The organism is Streptomyces sp. 3MP-14 (genome assembly GCF_006334905.2).
GTDB lineage: Bacteria > Actinomycetota > Actinomycetes > Streptomycetales > Streptomycetaceae > Streptomyces > Streptomyces triticirhizae.
The window spans coordinates 266,530-282,332 of sequence record NZ_VDLZ02000002.1; the positions used below are offsets into that span (position 1 = coordinate 266,530).

A 15,803-nucleotide genomic window follows, 5' to 3' on the forward strand; every position below is an offset into this window, starting at 1 on the left:
CGAGATGGCCGAACGGAACGGGCGGGACATGGAGTTCGCGGTGCTGGGGCCGGTCGAGATCCGGCGGAACGGTGAACGGCGGCTGGTGACGGGCCGGCTGCGCAGGACGCTGCTGGGCGCGCTGCTGGCGCGGGCCAACGAGCCGGTCTCGGCCGACCACCTGATCGACCTGCTGTGGGGCGAGGACGCCGACCCCAGGGCCGGCACCAGGCTGCACCTCCAGGTGCACCGGCTGCGGGCCGCGCTGGGCGGGCCTGAGCGGCTGTCCTGGGGGCCCGAGGGATACCGACTGACCGTCACGAAGGGCGAGTTGGACGTCGACCGCTTCACCGCGCTGACCGAGGAGGCCGAGCAGGTAGCGGTGCGCGAGCCGGAGCGGGCCGCCGCGCTGCTGCGCCGGGCGCTCGGGCTGTGGCGCGGCCGGCCCTTCGCCGACCTCGACGTCCCCGCCCTCGCCGACTGGGCGCGGGCGCTGGAGGAGCGCCGCCTCGCCGCCCAGGAGGCCCTCTGCCAGGCGGAGTTGGCCCGGGGCGCCGGCCACGCCACCGTCGGGCGGCTGCGCGAGCTGGTCCGCGACCACCCGCTGCGGGAACGCGCGCACGCCCTGCTGGTCACCGCGCTCCACCGGGCCGGCCGCACCGACGAGGCGCTGGCCGCGCACCGCGCGGCGCGGCGGCTGATCGTCACCGAGCTCGGCCTCGAACCCGGGCCCGAACTCCAGGAGCTGGAGCGGAGGATGCTGGCCGGCGAGCCCCTGGAGCCGACGCCGTGCGCCGCCACCCGGGCGCCGGCCGTGCGGCCCGCCCAACTCCCCAGGGACATCGCCGACTTCGTCGGCCGCGAGCCCGAACTCGCCGCGCTCGACGAGCTGCTGGACGGGCCGGCCGCCGTCGCCGTGCTGGCCGGCACCGCCGGCGTCGGCAAGACGGCCCTCGCGGTGCGCTGGGCGCACCGGGTGCGGGACAGCTTCCCCGACGGACAGCTCCACGTCGACCTGCGCGGCTACGGGCCCGACCGGCCGCTGACGGCCGAGGAGGCCCTGGCCGGGTTTCTGCGCGCCCTCGACCGCGACGCGCCGAGCCTCCCGCGTCACCTCGACGAGCGCGCCGCGCACCTCCGCTCCCTCCTCGACGGGCGGCGGATGCTGCTGGTGCTGGACAACGCCAGGACCGTCGAACAGGTGCGGCCCCTGCTGCCCGGCACCCCGACCTGTGTCACCGTGGTCACCAGCCGGGAGTCGCTGGCCGGCCTCGTCGCCAGGGACGGCGCCCGCCGCCTCGACCTGGACCGCCCGCCGCTCGCCGACGCCCGCCGCCTGCTGACCGAACTCGTCGGCGAGCGCGCCGAGGCCGACCCGCCGGCCACCGACGCGCTGATCGAACGCTGTGCCCGCCTGCCGCTGGCGCTGCGCGTCGCGGCCGAACTGATCGACACCCAGCCCGGCCGCGCCATCGCCGACCTCGCCGACGAACTCGCCGGCCGCCAGGAGGCGTTGCACGCGCTCGACGTCGAGGGCGACCCGCACACGGCCGTCCGCGCCGTCTTCTCCTGGTCCTACCAGCGGCTCGACCCGGCGACCGCGCGGGCGTTCCGCCTGCTGGGCACCCACCCCGGGCACGACATCGACGCGCACGCCCTGGCCGCGCTGGCCGGCGAGGACCGGCGCCGCACCCACCGGGCCCTGGAGGCGCTGCGCCGCGCCTCCCTGGTGGACCGCACGCCCGTTGGCCGCTACCAGCCGCACGACCTGCTGCGCGCCTACGCCGCCGAGCTGGCCGACTCCCTCGATCCCCCGGAGGAGCGGCGCGCCGCCCTGGACCGGCTGTGCGGCTACTACCTGGCGGCGGCCGCGCTGGCGATGGCGACGTTCGCCCCCTTCGAGGCCGACCGGCTGCCCGGGGTCCCCGCCTCGCCCGCCGAGATCCCGGCGCTCAACTCGCCCGACCAGGCCCGCCGTTGGCTGGACGCCGAGCGGGACAACCTGATGGAGGTCAGTCGGCACGGCGGTCCCGAGTTCGTCACCCTCCTGGCGCGGACCGTCTGGCGCTACCAGGACATCGGCGGCCTCAAGGACGAGAGGGTCACCCTCCAGACCCGGGCCCTGCGCGCGGCCCGGACGCTGGGCGACACCCTGGCCGAGGCCCACGCCCGACGGCACCTGGGCACCGCCCTCAGCACGGTGGGCGGCCAGCAGGAGGCGGCGCTGGACCACCTCCGGCGCGCCCTGGCCGGCTACGAGGAGCACGGCCTGCCGGAGGAACGCGGCGCGGTGCTCAACAACCTGGGCATCCTCCACACCGCCGAGGGCGACCTGTGGGAGGCCCTGCGCCAGACGCGCCGCGCCCTCGACTCCAGCGGCAGCGGCCTCAGTTGGCAGCTTCGGCGCGCGCTGCTGGTCAACCACGCGGCGCACCTGGTGGACCTGGGCCGGTACGGGGAGGCGCTGGACCACGTGGTCGCCGGCGTCGAGGTGTGCGCCGCGCACGACGACCGGCCCATCGAGGCCAACGCCCGCGCCGTGCTGGTCCGCGTCCTGATCGGCCTGGGCCGCGACGAGGAGGCGTGGGAGGAGGCGCACCGGGCGCTGGCGCTCGCCCGCGAGACCGGGTTCCGCGTGGTGGAGGCGATCTGCCTGCGGTCGCTCGGCGCCCTGCACCACCGGCGGGGCGAGCACGAACGGGCGCTGTCCCTCCTGGAGGAGGCCGTGGCGCTGTTCCGCACGCTGCGCGCGACCGACGTCCTGGCCCACTGCCTGAGGTCGAGGGCCGCCGCCCTCGCCGCCGTCGGCCGGCACCGGGAGGCGCTCGCGCACCTCGACGAGTCGGTGGCGGTGGCCACCGAGGGGAACCACCGCCGCGAGGTGGCCGCCGCCCGGCTCGCCCGGGGGGACGTGCGGGCCGCCCTCGGCGAGCGGGACCGGGCCCGGGAGGACTGGCGGCGGGTGGTGGAACTGGCCGCCGGCCTCCGCCTGCCCCAGGCCGAGGAGGCCGCCGCCCGCCTCGCGGCGACCGGCGAGGAGCCCGCCGGGCCGGGGCTGCCCGCCATCGAACCGTGAACAGCCGGCGGGGCGGTGAACGGCCCGCCGGCGGCGCCCTCCGCCGAACTCCCGTCGCTCAGCCGTCCGTTCACCGCCGCACGCCCCACCGTTCATGCCCATGCCAGATGCCCCGGGAAGCCTCCCGGCGAAGCCACGCCGCGCCCGGCGCCCGCCCGGGCCGGCTCCGTTCCGCCGTCCCGAGGAGTTCACCATGTCGACGAACGCCCGCCCGCGCCCCGCCGCCCACCGCGCCCGCCGGCTCGCGCTGCCCGCCACCGCGGCGCTGCTGCTCGCCGGCCTGGCCGGCGCGCCGGCGCGGGCGCAGGACGCCGCTCAGCCCGCCGCCGAGAACGCCGCCCAGAACGAGACGTTCGACCGGATCGTGCTCTCCCCGACCGCGACGCCCGACACCGCCGCGACCCTGACCTGGCGCACCCCGGCCGCCTCGGCCGCGCCCGTGGTCGAGTACCAGCCGGCGGACGGCGGCCCCACCACGACCGTCGCCGCCACCCCCACCGGCCAGGTCGCCGGCGGCCACCACCACCGCGCCGACCTCACCGGCCTGAGCCCCGACACCGCCTACCGCTACCGGCTGGGCGACAGGGCCGCGTTCAGCGACTGGATCACCTTCCGCACCGCAGGCGCGGCCGGGGACCCGTTCACGTTCCTCTACTTCGGCGACATCCAGAACGACATCACCACGGGCGCCGCGCCCCTGGTCGCCGCCGCTCAGGCGGACGTGCCGCACGCCGAACTCACCGTGCACGCCGGCGACCTGATCAACAACGCGAACGCGGACGCCGAGTGGGCCGAGTGGTTCGCCGCCTTCGGCACCCAGCACACCGCCACCCACCCGCAGATCGCCACCCCGGGCAACCACGAGTACGACGGCTGGGAGCTGTCCGACCACTGGACCCGCCAGTTCCCCGGCGCCGGCAACGGCCCGGACGACGAGGACCTCGACGGCACCGTCTACTACACCGACTACCAGGGCGTGCGCTTCGTCTCGCTCAACAGCAACTACACCAACGCGCCCTGGTTCGACGTGGTGGACTGGCTGGAGGACCAACGGGTCTGGCTGGACCGGGTGTTGAGCGGCAACCCCAACCGCTGGACCGTGGTCACCCTGCACCAGCCCGTGATGGCCAACAGCGAGGGCCGGACCGGCGCGGTGGTGCGGGAGGCGTTCCTCGACGTGCTGGAGGAGCACGACGTGGACCTGGTGCTCCAGGGCCACGACCACTCCTACGGCCGGGGCAACCTGCTCGACCGCCGCACCGACGACCCCGCCGTCACCACCGGGCCCGCCTATGTCGTCTCGGTCGCCGGTCCCAAGATGTACGAGCCGACCCCGGCCGACTGGACGGCCGCCGGCGCCGAGGCCCGCGTCCAGCACGGCGACACCCAGACCTACCAGGTCGTGGACGTCACCGCCGACCGCCTCCGCTACGAGGCGCGGACCGGGGACGGCGCGGTGGTCGACGCGTTCACCGTGCTCCGCGACGCCGACGGCAAGCGGGTCGTCGAGGACTGAGCCGGCCCGGACGAGCCCCCACGGGCGCGGGCCGGCGCATGTGGTCGGCGCGCGGGAAAACGCGGTGGCCCGCGCCCCGGCCCCCGGGCCAGAGTGGCCCCATGAGCACCCCCCAGGCCGACTTCATCCCCGGCCTCCAACTCTCCGAGATCCTCTACCGGGAGGCCGTCCTGCCGCTGCTGGAGGAGATCCGCCCCGGGCTGCCGCACGCCGCCGCCCGCGTCGGCGGTGGCTCCGAGGTGCTGGGCTTCGACACCGCCCGCTCCGCCGACCACGAGTGGGGCCCGCGCCTCGACCTCTTCCTCACGCCCGAGGACGCCGCCGAACTCGGCCCGCGCTTCCGCCCGTTCCTCGCCGAGCGACTGCCCAAGGAGATCCGGGGCTGGCCGACCCACTTCGTGCGGGCCGAATCCGACCCCGTCGGCCTGATGACGCCGACCGAGGGCCCGGTCGACCACCGGGTCGCCGTCGAGACCGTGGACGGCTGGCTGGTCCGCCAGTTGGGCCCGGCCGGCGCCGCCGACCCGCTCACCCCGCTCGACTGGCTGGCGCTGCCCCAGCAGCGCCTCGCCGAGGCGACCGGCGGCGCCGTCTACCACGACGGCTTGGGCGCGCTGACCGCCGCCCGCCGGCGGCTGGCCTGGTACCCGGACGAGGTCTGGCGCTATCTGCTGGCCTGCCAGTGGCAGCGGATCTCCCAGGAGGAGGCGTTCGTCGGCCGCTGCGCCGAGGTGGGCGACGCGCTCGGCTCCGCCGTGGTCGCCGCCCGGCTGGCCCGCGACCTGATGCGGCTGTGCCTGCTGCTCGCCCGCCGCTACGCCCCCTACAGCAAGTGGCTGGGCAGCGCCTTCGCCCAACTCCCCGTGGCCGAGGAGCTGTCGCCCCTGCTGCGCCGCGCGCTCGCCGCCCCCGACCACCCCGAGCGGGAACGGGCGTTGGGCGCGGCGCTGGAGCGGGTCGCCCGGCTCCAGAACGCGGCGGACCTCGCGCCACGGGTCGACCCCGGCTTGCGGAACTACCACGGCCGCCCGTTCCAGGTGCTGCACGCCGAGCGCTTCGCCGAGGCCCTGGCCGCCACCCTCACCGACCCGACCCTGACCGCCCTGCCGCTGACCGGCGGCGTCGACCAGTGGGCCGACAACACCGACCTGATCCACCAGCCGCACGCGCTGACCGCCACCGTCCGGGCGCTGGCCGGCGAACGCCCCTGAGCCGGCTGCCCGGGCGATGCCGGTCCGTTACCCCGCCGCCGGGCGATCCGAGGCTAACTTAGCCTAGGCTAACCTAACTTCCGCGCCCGGCGCGGGGACGCGGGCACAGGTCAGCGAGAGAAGGGGCACAGGCGATGGCACACGGCTGGGAGGGCGCGGTCCTCAAGCTGTTCCGGGGCAAGGACTTCACGTTCACCGTCACCGACGTGGAACAGGTCACCGAGCGCTACCGCCGGGTGCGGGTCACCGACGGCGGGCTGCTCACCGCCGTCCCGCCGCACCCGACGATGTGGGTGCGGCTCTGGTTCGACCGGGACGGCAAGCCGCACCAGCGCGCCTTCACCCTGGTCGAACCCGACGCCGAGGCCGGCACGTTCGGCCTGGAGTTCGCCCTCCACTCCGGCGCCGCCAGCGACTGGGCCCGCGCCGCCCAGCCCGGCGACACCATCGAGGCCACCCTCCAGGGCACCGGCTTCGAACCGCCCGAGCCCGCGCCCTCCCGGCTGCTGGTCGTCGGCGACCCCGCCGCGCTGCCCGCGATCGTCTCCCTGCTCGCCGCCCACCCCACGACCCCGGCCACCCTCTGGTTCGAGACCCCGCACCTGAGCGACCGGGTCCTCCCGTTCCGCCACGACCCGGACCTGCACGAGCTGCGCCTGGTCGAACGGGCCGACGACGGCGGCCGGTTGGTCCGCCAGGTGCGGGCCGAACTGCCGGCGCTGGTCGACGACCCGGAACGCGTCTACGCCTGGGTCACCTGCGACGCCGCCACCACCAGGACGCTCGCCGCGTTCCTGCGCAAGGAGGTCGGCCTGCCCAAGCGCCGGCTGCACGCCCTCGGCTACTGGCGCTGAACGCCCCGATCCGAACCGGCTCCTACCCGCCGGCCTCCCGGTAGGCGCGGCCGCTGGCGTTGGGCGTCGCCCCGTCGTAGAGCCCGGTGCGGTGGGTGCCCGTCGACAGCGTGAACCAGGCGTAGCGCTCCACAAACGGCAACTCCTCCAGCATTGCGGTGGAGTTCCGCACGAAGTCCACCTGCTCCTGCTCGCTCGGGTAGCGCGGGCTCGGCCCGGAGAAGTCGATCAGCGCGTACTCCGTCAGCCACACCGGCTTGCCGTAACGGTCCGCCACCGCCTGGAGATAGCCCCGCAGATGCTCCACCGCGTCCGGCCCGAAGTCCGCGCCGTACCAGTGCAGCGGGATGAAGTCCACCCGCAGGCCCCGCTCCTCGGCCCCCGCCATGAAGCGGTCCAGCCAGCCGCCCGGGGTGTCGCCGCCATAGGCCACCGCCGGCGCGCCCAGCCGCAGCCCGGTCTCCTCCAGGCGCGGCCACAGGTCCAGCGCCTGCTCGACCGACATGTTCGCCTGCTCCCCGAGGTCCGGCTCGTTGAACGCCAGCAGCTGCTCGCCCTCCCGGGCCGCCTCCGCCAGCGCCTCGTCGTTGACCGCGTCCGCGCCCCAGATCATCGGCACGAACTCCACGCCGTCCGGCGTCGCGATCCCGTCGTGGTGCGAGGTCCAGGTGTAGTACCAGGAGGCCCCCACATCGGCCAGCGCCTCCGAGATCCCGTCCACCGGCGTCACGTTGGCGCCCTTGCGCCCGTCGGCGGCGACGGGCGCGGCGTCGGCGGACCCGCCGGGCTCCACGCCGGCCAGGGCCGGGCTGCCGATGCCCAGCAGAAAGGCGATCAGACCGGTCAACACGCGGGGAACGAGGGGCATCGCTGGGCCTTCTGGGGGGACGGAGGGACGGAGGGACGGAGGAACGTGGCGGCCGGGGCAACTCGCCGAGGGCGGCGGCACATTGACCGGAGAGCGCTCTCTGCGCTGCGATGCTGGCACGGGCCGCCGAGGAGCGTCAACGCACCCCGGCCGTTCCGGAACGCCCCGCCCGGCCCGTCGCGGTCAGACGACCGTCGGCCGGAACGGGCGCCCGCCCCGACGGCCGCGCCGCCGCCGCGCGCCGGGCGCGCGCCCCGCGCCGCAGGTCAGCGCCGCGCCCCTGCGCACGCGGCCAACGCCCCTGCGGGCGCGGCGCGTTGGCCGTCTTGACCGGCCCGGTGCCGTTGCCTAGGTTCACCCCGTTCCGACCGGCCCGCGCGCCGTCCGGCCAGCGCCGGCCCGTTCGAACACCGCCCTCGAACCGTCACAGGAGCCCAGCGTGCCGTCACCCTCCCCGCTGCCCGGCCGTTCCCCCGACCGTCCCAGGAGACTCCCCGGACCGGCGCGCCGCGCGCGGCGCCTCGGCTGGGTCGCGGCGCTGCTCGCCGCCGTCCTGGCGGTGCTGCTGCCGTCCGGCCACGCGGCGGCGGCCCAGGGCGGGCCGGGTCGGTGGGTGAGCAGCTGGACCACGCCGGTGACCACCGTGCCGGCCAGCGACACCACCGCGTTCGCCGACCAGACCCTCCGCCAGGTCGTGCGCGCCAGCCTCGGTGGGGACACCCTGCGGGTGCGGCTGTCCAACGAGTTCGGCGCCGCGCCGCTGGTCGTCGGCGAGGCCAGCGTCGCGCTGCGGCCGGCCGGCGAGCGGGGCGCGCGGGTCCAGCCGGGCACCGTCCGGCCGTTGACCTTCGGCGGCGCTCCCTCGCTGACCGTGCCCGCCGGCGCGCCGGCCGTCAGCGACCCGGTCGCGCTGCGCGTCCCCGAGGGCGCCGAGCTGGTCATCAGCCTCCACCTGCCGCAGCCGACCCCCGGCACCTCCGTCAACAACTTCGCCGCCCAGACGGGTTATCTGCTCGACGGCAACGCGGTCGCCGAGACCGACCCGGCCGTCGCCGGCACCTTCGAACGCTGGTACTTCCTCTCCGACATCGCCGTCACGGCCGGGCCGCGCGCCTCGGCCGTGGTCGCGCTCGGCGACTCCATCACCGCCGGCACCACCCTCGACGCCAACCACCGCTGGACCGACTACCTCAACGACCGCCTCGCCGAGGCGCCGGGGCGCCGGACGGTCGGCGTCGTCAACAAGGGCATCAGCGGCAACCGCCTGCTGTACGACGCCCACGAGCCCGACAACGACGACCCCGAGGACGACTGGATCGCCTACTTCGGCGAGAGCGGACTCCGCCGCTTCGACCGCGACGTGCTGGCCCACCCCGGCGTCAGCGACGTGATCCTGCACCTCGGCGTCAACGACATCGGCCAACCCGGCACCCTGGTCCCGGAGTCGGAGCGGGTGACCTCCGCCGAGCTGATCGCCGGCTACCGCCAGCTGATCGCGCGGGCGCACGAGCGGGGCGTGCGGGTGCACGGCGCGACCATCACCCCGTTCCGCGACACCCCCGTGGGCTACTTCACGCCCGAGAACGAGCGAACGCGCCAGGAGGTCAACACCTGGATGCGCACCTCCGGCGCGTTCGACTCCGTCGTCGACTTCGACGCCGCGCTCCGCGACCCCGAGCAGCCCGACCGCCTCGCCCCGCGCTTCGACAGCGGCGACCACCTGCACCCCAACGACGCCGGCAACGAGGCCATGGCGGCGGCCGTGCCGCTCGGCCTGCGCGGGGACCCGGCCCGTGAGCTGGGCTGAGTCGGGGTGAACAGTCGTTCACATGTTGTAGGAAGTTTATTGACCCGCACGGGTGCCGACCATAGGTTGACCCAGCCGTCGCACAACGCCGTGTGCGCGTAACCGGGAGATGCCATGCGCAGAAGCACCTGGGTCCTGTCCGGATCGGCCGCCGTGCTGGTGGCCGCCTCGGTCGTGACCCGCCTTGTGGTCTACCCGTCCGTCCACCAGCTGCCTGGGGACACGGACACCACGTTCGAGTACACGGGAACGGCCACGCTGCTCAACGCGGCGGCCCTGGAGACCGGGGACCTGGCCAACGCCTTCCTCAGCGACGTTCCGATCAACCTCGACCGCCACGTCAAGGTCGTGGAGACCGACGGGTCGACCGCCGTCGTCACCGACGACGTCGCGGTGACCGGCCCGGACGGCACCGAACTGTCCACCACCAGCCACCGCTGGGCCGTCGACCGGGTGGACCTGGTCAACGTCGACCCGCCGGAGGGCTCGGAGGCCGAGGAGCACCAGGGCCTGGTGATCTCCTGGCCGCTGGACCCGGAGGAGAAGGACTACACCTTCTGGGACCCGACCACCGCCACCGAGGCGCCCGCCGTCTACGACCGCACGGAGGACGTCGAGGGCCGCACCGCCTATGTCTATGTGATCGAGACCGCCGGCGAGTTGGCCGACCCGGCCATGGTGGAACGCTTCCCGGCCGCGCTGCCCAGGGACGTGCTGGCCGGCATAGCCCAGGGGCTGCCCCCCGAGCAGCAGCCGGACCCGGCGCTGCTGGGGCAGCTCCCCGAGGAGGTGCCGCTGACCTACGCGGCCAGCACCGCGCGCGTCGCCTGGGTCGACTCCGAGACCGGCGCGGTGCTCAACGGCTCCCTGGAGCAGAGCGTCGTCGCCCAGATCCAGGGCCCGGACGGGCCGATCGACCTGGCCCCGGTGAACACCCTCTCCGTGGAGGGCACCGAGGAGGGCACCAAGGAACGGGCCGACGACGCGGACTCCAACTCGCAGATGCTCTGGCTGGTGCGGATGGCCATCCCGCTGGGGCTCGCCGTCGTGGCGGCCGTGCTGGTGGTCCTCGCCGTCTGGCGCGAGCTGCGCGGCCGGGGCCGCGACGGCGATGGCGGGGGGACCGGCGCCGCCGCCGACCCGCCGCCCGCGACCGCCTGAGACCCGGCGTCCCTTCGAGGGCCAAGGGGCCCGTGGGGCGGGAGGAACGTATCTCCCGCCCCACGGGCCCCTTCCTGCTGCCGGCTGCACTCCCGTGTCCGCTTGTTCGTGTCCGGTTGTTGTCGAAACTGAACGCGGCGCCGGTTTCCGCCGTGGCGGCGCCCCGGCGGCGCGCTTTCCGCGCGGCGGGCGGCCGTTGGCGTTTCTCGTCGACGGCGGATGTGATCCAAGTCACCTCGCCGGTCGGTCCCTTTTCGGGTGACCGGTCGAATTCCTTGCGGCGATGGTCGATTGATCGGCCGTTCTCCCGAGAATGAGAAAGCGTCGCGGTCAGCTTCGATCAATTGCATTCCGTGCGGAGCGCGGAGCTTTGGCCATTCCTTGACGCCCATTCCGCGCCGCCCGCATCCTGGCGAAGGCTCGAACCCAGGGGAGGTTCGGGCTGGTGAACGGGGTGTCAAGGGGGAGCGATGACGCACAGGGGCGCGGACGGCGAGGCGCGGAACAACACGGCGGAGAACCGGGACGCGGAGAACCGGGACCGCGAGACTGGCCGTGCGGCCGACCGTCAGGCGAGAAACCACGAGGACCTGATCCGTTTCTACCGGGCCGAGGTCGAGGGCGGCCGCCATCTCTTCGATATCTGGGAATCCGGCGGAAGTCGCGGGGATTCGGTCACTCCCTCCACCTATAGCGCCGCCTATCGACAGTGGATGACCGAAAAGCTTCATGCGGCGCTCGGCGCCACCGGCGGCGGGCTGCTCAGCCTCGGCTGCGGCAACGCGGCCGTCGAGGCCGAGGTGGCGCTGCGCGGCCACCGCGTGCTGGCCGTCGACGCCCTGCCCGAGGCGGTGGCCATCGCCCGGTCCAAGGGACTCGACGCCGAACGCGGCGACATCCACCGCTGGGAGCCGGCCGAGCCCTGGGCGGTGATCTACCTCGACGGCGTGCTCGGCCATCTCCTCGACCCCGCCCACGGGTTGGTCCCCGTGCTGCGCCGCGTCCGGTCCTGGCTCGCCCCGCACGGCGTCCTCATCGCCTCCAACGACGCGCCGCAGGACGGCTCGCCCGCCCAGCCCGCGCCCGGCGTCCACGGCTTCCACTGGCTCTCCGCCGACCAACTGCGGGACCAGGCGCTCCGTGCCGGCTTCGGCTCCGCCGAGACCGAGGAGTACCGCTACCGGCGCCCCCTCTCGGGCGAACGCGTCCGCGCCGTGGTCACCGCCCACGCCCACCCGAGGCTGCCGGGACCCCGGGGGGTCGCCGCATGACCGCCGGCGCGCGACTGCTCGTCGAGGCACTGGTCCGACACGGCGTGGACACCGTCTTCGGCTTCCCGGGCGACACCAGCATCGCCCTCTACGACGTGCTGCGGGAGCGGGCCGACACCATCCGGCACGTGCTCGCCCGCGACGAACGGCACGCCGGGTTCATGGCCGACGCCTACACCCGCACCACCCGCAGGCTCGGCGTCTGCGAGGCGTCCAGCGGCGCCGGCGCGGTCTACCTGGCCAGCGGCATGGCCGAGGCCCTCGCCGCCAGCGTCCCGCTGCTCGCCGTCACCACCGACAACAACCGCCGCAGCCGGGGCACCTCGCCGATCAGCGAGGTCGACCAGGACCAGCTCTTCGCCGCCTGCACCAAGTGGCGGCACACCGTGGAGCGGCCGGCCGACATCCCCGCCCTCGTCGCCCGCGCCATCGCCGCCGCCACCGAGGGCCGCCCCGGGCCGGCCGCCCTCATCATCCCCGAGGACGTGCTGGAGGAGACCGTCCCGCTCCCCCCGCCGATCCACGCCCCCGAAGGCCCGGCGCTCGTCCCGGGCCGGCGCCCCGCCGCCCCGCCCGAGGCGGTGCGGGCCGCCGCCGGCCGGCTCGCGGCCGCCAGTCGGCCGGTCGCCGTCGCCGGCGGCGGCGTCCATCTCTCCGGCGCCGGCGAGCAGTTGACCCAGCTCGCCGACCACCTCGCGATGCCCGTCGCCACCACCATCCACGGCAAGGGCGCCATCGACGAGGCCCACCCGCTGGCCCTGGGCGTCGTCGGCGGCAACGGCGCCCGCGACGACGCCAACGCCGAGGTCGCCGCCGCCGACCTGGTGCTCTTCGTCGGCACCCGCGCCAACGCCACCGACACCCTCGGCTTCACCGTGCCGCCCCGTGGCGTCCCCGAGGTGCTGCACCTCGACGCCGCCGCCGAGCGCGCCGGCCGCACCTACCCGGAGGCGCTGCCCCTGGTCGGCGACGCCCGCACCGCGCTGGCCGCCCTGCGCGCCGCCACGCCAGCCGCGCCCGAGCCCCAACGCGCCCGTCGCGCCGCCGCGTTGGCCGCGGCCCGCGCCGCCTGGGCCGCCGCCCAGGACCCGCCGGCGGCCACCCCCGAGGGCGTGCTCCCGCCCCGCGAGGTCGTCCGCGCGCTGCGCGCCGCCTTCGGCCGGGACACCTGGGTGGTCGCCGACGCCGGCACCCCCACGCCCCACCTCGCCTGCCACTGGGAGGCACCGGGCGACGGCTGGCGGGTCGTCATCCCCCGGGGCCACGGCCCCATGGGCTACGCGGTGCCGGCCGCCGTCGGCGTCGCCGTCGGCCACCCCGGTGCCCGGGTCCTCTGCCTCACCACCGAGAACAGCCTCGCCATGGCCGTCGGCGAGTGGGAGACGGCCGTCCGGCTCGCCCTCCCCATCACCTTCGTCGTGCTCGACAACACCTCGCTGGCCTGGATCAAGATGATCCAGCACCTCTATGTCCAGCGACGGTACTTCGCCGTCGACCCCGGGCCGATCGACCCCGTCCAACTCGGCCTCGGCACCGGCATATCCGGGACGCGCGCCACCACCCTCGACCAGCTCGCCGCGCTGGCCGAGCGGGCCGCGCGGCGCGGCGACGGCCCCTCGCTGATCCATGTGCGGGTGCCCGAGCACATGGCCGCGCCGCCCCCCGTCCCCGTCTGGCGGGCCGCGCTCGACGGGGAGTCCACCGGCCGCCCCATCCACTGAGCGCCCACCCGCCCGGGCGCCCGCCGCACCACGGCCGAACAGCACCGCCGAACCGCCACCGCACCACAGCCCCGCGCACCACCCAGGAGACACCCCTCCCATGCCACGCACCACCGGGGTCCGGCTGCGCGCCGAGACCGCGCCGAACGAGCGAAGGACCCCCCTCGTCCCCACCGACGCCGCCTCCCTGATCGCCGAAGGACTCCCCGTCACCGTCGAGGAGAGCCCCCAACGCGCCTTCCCCGTCGAGGAGTACGCCCGGGTCGGCTGCCGCGTCGCGCCCGCCCACAGCTGGCCCGACGCCGGACCCGGCGAGGTCGTCCTCGGCCTCAAGGAGCCGGCCGCGCCGCCCGACGCGCTCACCCACCGCCACGTCTTCTTCGGCCACGCCTACCGGGGACAGCACGGCGGCCCCGCCCTGCTGCGCCGGTTCGCCGCCGGCGGCGGCACCCTGCTCGACCTGGAGTACCTCACCGACGACGACGGCCGACGGGTCACCGCCTTCGGCGAGTTCGCCGGCTATGTCGGCGCCGCCCTCGCCGTCCTCCACCAACGCCGCCGCCTGACCACCCCGTTGACCGCCACCACCCGCCCCGCCCTCGACGCGCGCCTGCGCGAACACACCGGCGGGGCGCGCGCCCTGGTCATCGGCGCCCTCGGCCGCTCCGGGCGCGGCGCCCGCCGGGCCCTGGAGGTGGCCGGCGTGCCCACCACCGGCTGGGACCAGGCCGAGACCGCCGACCTCGACCGGCCGGCGCTGCGCGCCCACGACCTGCTGGTCAACGCCGTCGCCCCGGCCGCCCCAGGACCGCCGTTCCTCACCCCCGAGGACCTGCCGCGCCCCGACCGCGCCCTGACCGTCGTCGCCGACGTCACCTGCGACGTGACCTCGGACCGCAACCGCCTGCCGGTCAACGACCGCACCACCGACTGGGAACGGCCGGTCCGCCGGCTCCACTCGGCGCCCCCGCTGGACGTGATCGCCATCGACAACCTCCCCTCCCTGCTGCCGCGCGAGTCCAGCACCACCTTCTCCGCCGGACTGCTGCCCCACCTGCGGGTGCTGCCCGACGGCAGCCCCGTCTGGGACCGCAGCGCCGAAGCCTTCCGGCGGGCCCTGGCCACCCCCGACCACCCCGAGCGAGGAAGCGATGGCTGACCTGATCCCCCCGAGCGGCCGCGTCCACTGGATCGGGACCGGCCTCTCCACCGGCAGCGGCCTCGGCCTCGTCTGCGCCGAGACCACCACCGTCCTGTGGGGCCGCACCGTCGCCCGCGCCGAGTCCTGCCTGGCCCGGCTCGGGCTCCTCGGCCAGGCCGAGCCCCGCGCCTACGACCCCGACTCCCTGACCCACCAACTCGCCCCGGGCGACGTGGTGGTCTCCATGCTCCCCGCCGACCACCACCCGGCCCTGGCCCGGATCGCACTCGCCAACTCGGCCCATCTGGTCTGCTCCAGCTATGTCAGCCCCGGACTGGCCGCCCACGCGACGGCCGCCGCCGAACGCGGCTGCGTGCTGCTCACCGAGGTCGGCCTCGACCCGGGCATCGACCACCTGCTCGCCCACCACCTGGTGGACGCCGCGCGCGGCGCCGTCGGCGACCGGCCCGCCGTCGCCCACTTCGGCTCCTACTGCGGCAGCAACCCGGCCGTCCCCAACGCCTTCCGCTACCAGTTCAGCTGGGCGCCGCGCGGGGTGCTCACCGCGCTGCTCACCCCGGCCAGGACCATCCAGGGCGGCCTTCCCCGCCGGTTCGCCCGCCCCTGGGAGGCCGTCGACCAACTGACCGTCGCCGGCGAGACCTTCGAGACCTACCCCAACCGCGACAGCCTGCCCTTCGTCGCCACCTACGGCCTGCCCGCCACCTGGCGGCTGGAGAGCTTCGCCAGGGGAACGCTCCGGCTGGCCGGCTGGAGCGAGGCGTGGAAGCCGGTCTTCGCCGAGCTGGCCGAGGCCGACGAGGCCCGCCTCACCGCGCTCGCCGCGCGGCTGGCCGCCCGCTACCCCACCACGGCCGACGACCACGACCGGGTCGTGATGTCCGTCCGGCTGTCCGTCCACACCGACGACGGCGAGGACTGGTCGGGGGAGTGGACCCTGGACGCCACCGGCGACGCCCGCGAGGCCGCCACCCCGCGCCTGGTCTCCGTCCCCCTCGCCTGCGCGGTGCTGGAGGTCGTCGCGGGACGGGTCCCACCCGGACTCCACCAGGCCACCGACGACCCCGAGGCGGTGCGCGGCTGGCTGACGTTCCTCGCCACCCACGGCGTCACCGCCACCTTCCACGGCGACGGCGAGGTCTGAGATGGCACCCGACACCGCCCGGACGTGGGCCCG

Annotated in this window: 11 protein-coding genes; 10 read left to right on the forward strand and 1 reads right to left on the reverse strand. The window is 75.7% G+C overall.

What is annotated here, in order from left to right:
• Positions 1-4: 4 nt before the first annotated feature.
• From FH609_RS03535 to FH609_RS03550, 4 genes are all read left to right on the forward strand, one after another.
• Positions 5-3,055, forward strand: coding sequence for an AfsR/SARP family transcriptional regulator (locus FH609_RS03535; protein ID WP_193318089.1), 3,051 nt, complete (start codon positions 5-7; stop codon positions 3,053-3,055).
• 193 nt (positions 3,056-3,248) lie between these two features.
• A complete protein-coding gene (locus FH609_RS03540) occupies positions 3,249-4,571 on the forward strand; it encodes a purple acid phosphatase family protein (protein ID WP_226961370.1) in 1,323 nt (440 codons plus the stop codon).
• A 101-nt stretch (positions 4,572-4,672) separates the two neighbouring features.
• On the forward strand, positions 4,673-5,782 hold the full coding sequence (locus tag FH609_RS03545; protein ID WP_139673832.1) for a DUF4037 domain-containing protein: 1,110 nt from the start codon (positions 4,673-4,675) through the stop codon (positions 5,780-5,782).
• A 134-nt stretch (positions 5,783-5,916) separates the two neighbouring features.
• A complete protein-coding gene (locus tag FH609_RS03550) occupies positions 5,917-6,636 on the forward strand; it encodes a siderophore-interacting protein (protein WP_139673835.1) in 720 nt (239 codons plus the stop codon).
• Between the two features lie 22 nt (positions 6,637-6,658).
• On the opposite strand, the gene FH609_RS03555 is transcribed toward FH609_RS03550, so the two are convergent.
• Entirely contained in the window at positions 6,659-7,504 is an 846-nt protein-coding gene (locus FH609_RS03555; RefSeq protein ID WP_139673838.1) for a glycoside hydrolase family protein, read from the reverse strand.
• Positions 7,505-7,943: 439 nt separating this feature from the next.
• Here FH609_RS03555 and FH609_RS03560 point away from each other — a divergent pair, with 439 nt between their 5' ends.
• The 6 genes from FH609_RS03560 to FH609_RS03585 all read left to right on the forward strand — a co-directional run bounded on the left by FH609_RS03560 (position 7,944) and on the right by FH609_RS03585 (position 15,770).
• Positions 7,944-9,311 carry an SGNH/GDSL hydrolase family protein gene (locus FH609_RS03560; protein WP_226961371.1) on the forward strand — a complete coding sequence of 456 codons (1,368 nt, stop codon included), beginning with the start codon at positions 7,944-7,946 and terminating at the stop codon, positions 9,309-9,311.
• Positions 9,312-9,425: 114 nt separating this feature from the next.
• The gene (locus FH609_RS03565; RefSeq protein ID WP_139673840.1) at positions 9,426-10,472 is read left to right on the forward strand and encodes a porin PorA family protein; all 1,047 of its coding nucleotides are present in this window, start codon (positions 9,426-9,428) and stop codon (positions 10,470-10,472) included.
• A 470-nt stretch (positions 10,473-10,942) separates the two neighbouring features.
• A complete protein-coding gene (locus FH609_RS03570; protein WP_139673842.1) occupies positions 10,943-11,743 on the forward strand; it encodes a class I SAM-dependent methyltransferase in 801 nt (266 codons plus the stop codon).
• Positions 11,740-13,464, forward strand: coding sequence for a thiamine pyrophosphate-binding protein (locus FH609_RS03575; protein WP_139673845.1), 1,725 nt, complete (start codon positions 11,740-11,742; stop codon positions 13,462-13,464). Before FH609_RS03570 ends, FH609_RS03575 begins: the two co-directional genes overlap by 4 nt.
• Before the next feature lie 100 nt (positions 13,465-13,564).
• A complete protein-coding gene (locus tag FH609_RS03580) occupies positions 13,565-14,623 on the forward strand; it encodes a saccharopine dehydrogenase (protein ID WP_139673848.1) in 1,059 nt (352 codons plus the stop codon).
• On the forward strand, positions 14,616-15,770 hold the full coding sequence (locus FH609_RS03585) for a saccharopine dehydrogenase C-terminal domain-containing protein (protein WP_139673851.1): 1,155 nt from the start codon (positions 14,616-14,618) through the stop codon (positions 15,768-15,770). Before FH609_RS03580 ends, FH609_RS03585 begins: the two co-directional genes overlap by 8 nt.
• The last annotated feature ends 33 nt before the right edge of the window (positions 15,771-15,803 follow it).

What these genes read in the sequence shown, in the direction of transcription:
- FH609_RS03565 (WP_139673840.1), top strand. Translation starts at nt 9,426, where the DNA reads ATGCGCAGAAGCACCTGGGTCCTGTCCGGATCGGCCGCCGTGCTGGTG.
- FH609_RS03580 (WP_139673848.1), top strand. Translation starts at nt 13,565, where the DNA reads ATGCCACGCACCACCGGGGTCCGGCTGCGCGCCGAGACCGCGCCGAAC.
- FH609_RS03575 (WP_139673845.1), top strand. Translation starts at nt 11,740, where the DNA reads ATGACCGCCGGCGCGCGACTGCTCGTCGAGGCACTGGTCCGACACGGC.
- FH609_RS03570 (WP_139673842.1), top strand. Translation starts at nt 10,943, where the DNA reads ATGACGCACAGGGGCGCGGACGGCGAGGCGCGGAACAACACGGCGGAG.
- FH609_RS03535 (WP_193318089.1), top strand. Translation starts at nt 5, where the DNA reads ATGGCCGAACGGAACGGGCGGGACATGGAGTTCGCGGTGCTGGGGCCG.
- FH609_RS03545 (WP_139673832.1), top strand. Translation starts at nt 4,673, where the DNA reads ATGAGCACCCCCCAGGCCGACTTCATCCCCGGCCTCCAACTCTCCGAG.
- FH609_RS03550 (WP_139673835.1), top strand. Translation starts at nt 5,917, where the DNA reads ATGGCACACGGCTGGGAGGGCGCGGTCCTCAAGCTGTTCCGGGGCAAG.
- FH609_RS03555 (WP_139673838.1), bottom strand. Translation starts at nt 7,504, where the DNA reads ATGCCCCTCGTTCCCCGCGTGTTGACCGGTCTGATCGCCTTTCTGCTG.
- FH609_RS03540 (WP_226961370.1), top strand. Translation starts at nt 3,249, where the DNA reads ATGTCGACGAACGCCCGCCCGCGCCCCGCCGCCCACCGCGCCCGCCGG.
- FH609_RS03585 (WP_139673851.1), top strand. Translation starts at nt 14,616, where the DNA reads ATGGCTGACCTGATCCCCCCGAGCGGCCGCGTCCACTGGATCGGGACC.